This is a genomic window from Bacteroides pyogenes DSM 20611 = JCM 6294 (genome assembly GCF_000428105.1).
GTDB classification, from domain to species: domain Bacteria; phylum Bacteroidota; class Bacteroidia; order Bacteroidales; family Bacteroidaceae; genus Bacteroides; species Bacteroides pyogenes.
Genome location: NZ_ATZH01000070.1, coordinates 1 through 2,407, shown reverse-complemented (window position 1 = coordinate 2,407; position 2,407 = coordinate 1). Strand labels below are relative to the sequence as shown.

Sequence of the window (2,407 nt, the reverse complement as noted above, 5' to 3'; positions counted from 1 at the left end):
CACGATTTCCGGCGAAATCCTTGCAGATTCCGAGAATTCTGACGAAATTTGCTATGAAGTTGCGCATATGCAGATAAATAGTATTCAACGGTTTATCTACCATTAAATTACTAAAAATCAGTGATATGTGCAACTTTTTCATTTGTAAATATTTAGATTTTTAATTCAACCAACGGGTAAAAACAATCAAATACTATATAAGATTATGTCAGAAGATTTAAAAATCGTAGGTTCTAATAATGAGAATAAAAACAGAACTACAATATATCTCTGCTTGGCTCACATGAGTGAGGACGGGATTGAACAGAAGTATATAAAAGAAGCTTTTGACACCAATTGGGTGGTACCAATGGGGCCTAATGTAAATGCTTTTGAGGAGAGTCTTGCTGACTTTGTAAACAGTAAGACAGATGGTAAAGAACCTCTTGATAGTAAAGTAGTGTGCCTTTCGGCAGGAACTGCAGCTGTTCACTTGGCCTTGATCGCTAGTGGCGTTCAAGCAGGTGATGAAGTCTGTGTGCAGAGTTTCACATTCTGTGCTTCTTCACATCCAATTACCTATCTTGGTGCAAAACCAGTGTTCATCGGTTCGGAGGAGGAAACGTGGAATATGGATCCTGAATTGTTAGAGAAAGCTATCATCGACAGAAAAGAGAAAACTGGCAAGTTTCCAAAAGCTATTATTCCTGTAGCTCTCTATGGTATGCCTTATCAGATTGACAGGATTATGGCTATTGCCGATAAATATGGTATTCCTGTAATCGAGGATGCTGCAGAAGGTATGGGGTCTCGCTTTGATGGTCAGGTGCTCGGAACTTTTGGCAATTATGGTGTTCTCTCATTTAATGGTAACAAGATGATTACTACCTCTGGCGGTGGTGCTCTCATTTGCCGTAACGCTGAAGATGCGAATAAAGTTATGTGGCATGCAACCCAAGCTCGTGATGCTTATCCTTATTATCAGCATACAGCTATCGGGTTCAACTACCGTATGAGTAATGTTTGTGCAGGTATTGGTCGCGGCCAGATGACTGTATTGGATGCTCATATCGCTCACCATAAACATGTTCAGGCATTATATGAGGACTTGATGAAAGACATACCTGGAGTAAAGATTAACAAGCAGCCCGTAGATTCACGATATGATTCCAATTATTGGCTATGTACCATGACACTTGATCCTTCACTAAAGGTCAAAGGTCAAGAGAATGCATACAAGGAAGTTATCAAGACTGCCGTAGGTGGTGCTGCAGGTGTGATTCATCAGGTGGATTCTCCCACTACCGATTGTCAGCCAAATGATAATGTAGAGGCAATGCGCGTGTTCATGCTCAACAAGAAAGTGGAATGCCGTCCTGTGTGGAAACCAATGCATAAACAGCCTGTATATGCAGAGGCTCCTGTATATACAAATGGTGTGGAAGAAGATATTTTCAAAATTGGTATGTGTCTGCCTGCTGGTCCGTATGTTACCGATGACGATGTACGATATATTGTAGAGAGCATCAAAGAGGCTATTGCAGAATAAAGTGGTTGTTAAGTAGAAATGTCATGAATCAAGTCTTTGATAAAGAATTTCTAAATGCTTTATTGATATAGGCAAAAGAGAATCCGCGCCTCCGTGCTGCATTCGATTTGCGCACATCGGCAGACGAAGATTCATCGCAGTGCTTGCTATATGCGTTAATGCCAGATACGGTTGCTCCTATTCATCGTCATTCCAATAGTACAGAAAATGTGTGCTTTGTTTATGTGGCAGTGTGGATGAAGTGCTATATGATGAAGATGGAAGGGAAGTGGAGCGCATTCATCTTTCTCATACCGGAAATACAATGGGATGTGTTGTCCCCAAAGGACAATGGCATACTATTGACGTACATGAACCGTCTGTAATCTATGAAGGTAAGGATGGCAAGTACGGAGAAGATGGTACGGAGTCTTTCTGTTCCAGTGAGTTTGGCTTATCACAAATACGCAAAGAGGATTTGATGAAGCAAATCACTTATCTTATCGGTAAAGAAAGAGCGGATGGTAACCTTGCGGAACTTACCGCTCAGGATTTAAGTAACTATCTGCATATCCCCAAAGAAGAAGTGGAATGGGCAATGAAAGAATTGGGATTATGAAACGCTTTATACATGCCGCATGGATATTCTGCAAGTATTTGTTCTGGCCTCAATTGGGTAAGAATAATAGATAATATGAAGAAAGGTGGCGAAAACGGAGCATGCTGTTACACTCCGCTCAAAACAGTTAAATAGTGTTATCTGAATCAGAGCATGCTGTTACACTTTTAGGAAGATAATGCAGGTGCCCACTTCTCCACAAAATCGGAGTATGCTGTTACAGTTTTGATGAATTTATTATCTTGAAGGATAAACAACCCCTTCAAGACTATGGCTACACA

Annotated in this window: 1 protein-coding gene and 2 pseudogenes; 2 read left to right on the top strand and 1 reads right to left on the bottom strand. The window is 40.7% G+C overall.

The window, feature by feature from the left end; all coding sequences use genetic code 11:
* Nucleotides 1-142, bottom strand: a pseudogene (locus C234_RS18315) (IS982 family transposase); the annotation flags it as partial.
* Between the two features lie 63 nt (nt 143-205).
* Here C234_RS18315 and C234_RS0112855 point away from each other — a divergent pair.
* Both C234_RS0112855 and C234_RS18090 read left to right on the top strand, forming a co-directional pair.
* Nucleotides 206-1,528 (top strand): DegT/DnrJ/EryC1/StrS family aminotransferase, encoded by a 1,323-nt coding sequence (locus C234_RS0112855; RefSeq protein ID WP_051290272.1) that lies wholly within the window; start codon nt 206-208, stop codon nt 1,526-1,528.
* Between the two features lie 23 nt (nt 1,529-1,551).
* Nucleotides 1,552-1,919, top strand: a pseudogene (locus C234_RS18090) (WbuC family cupin fold metalloprotein); the annotation flags it as partial.
* Nucleotides 1,920-2,407: the final 488 nt, after the last annotated feature.

Bases quoted from the DNA above. Each gene is read 5' to 3' on its own strand.
- C234_RS0112855 (WP_051290272.1), top strand. From the start codon at position 206: ATGTCAGAAGATTTAAAAATCGTAGGTTCTAATAATGAGAATAAAAAC.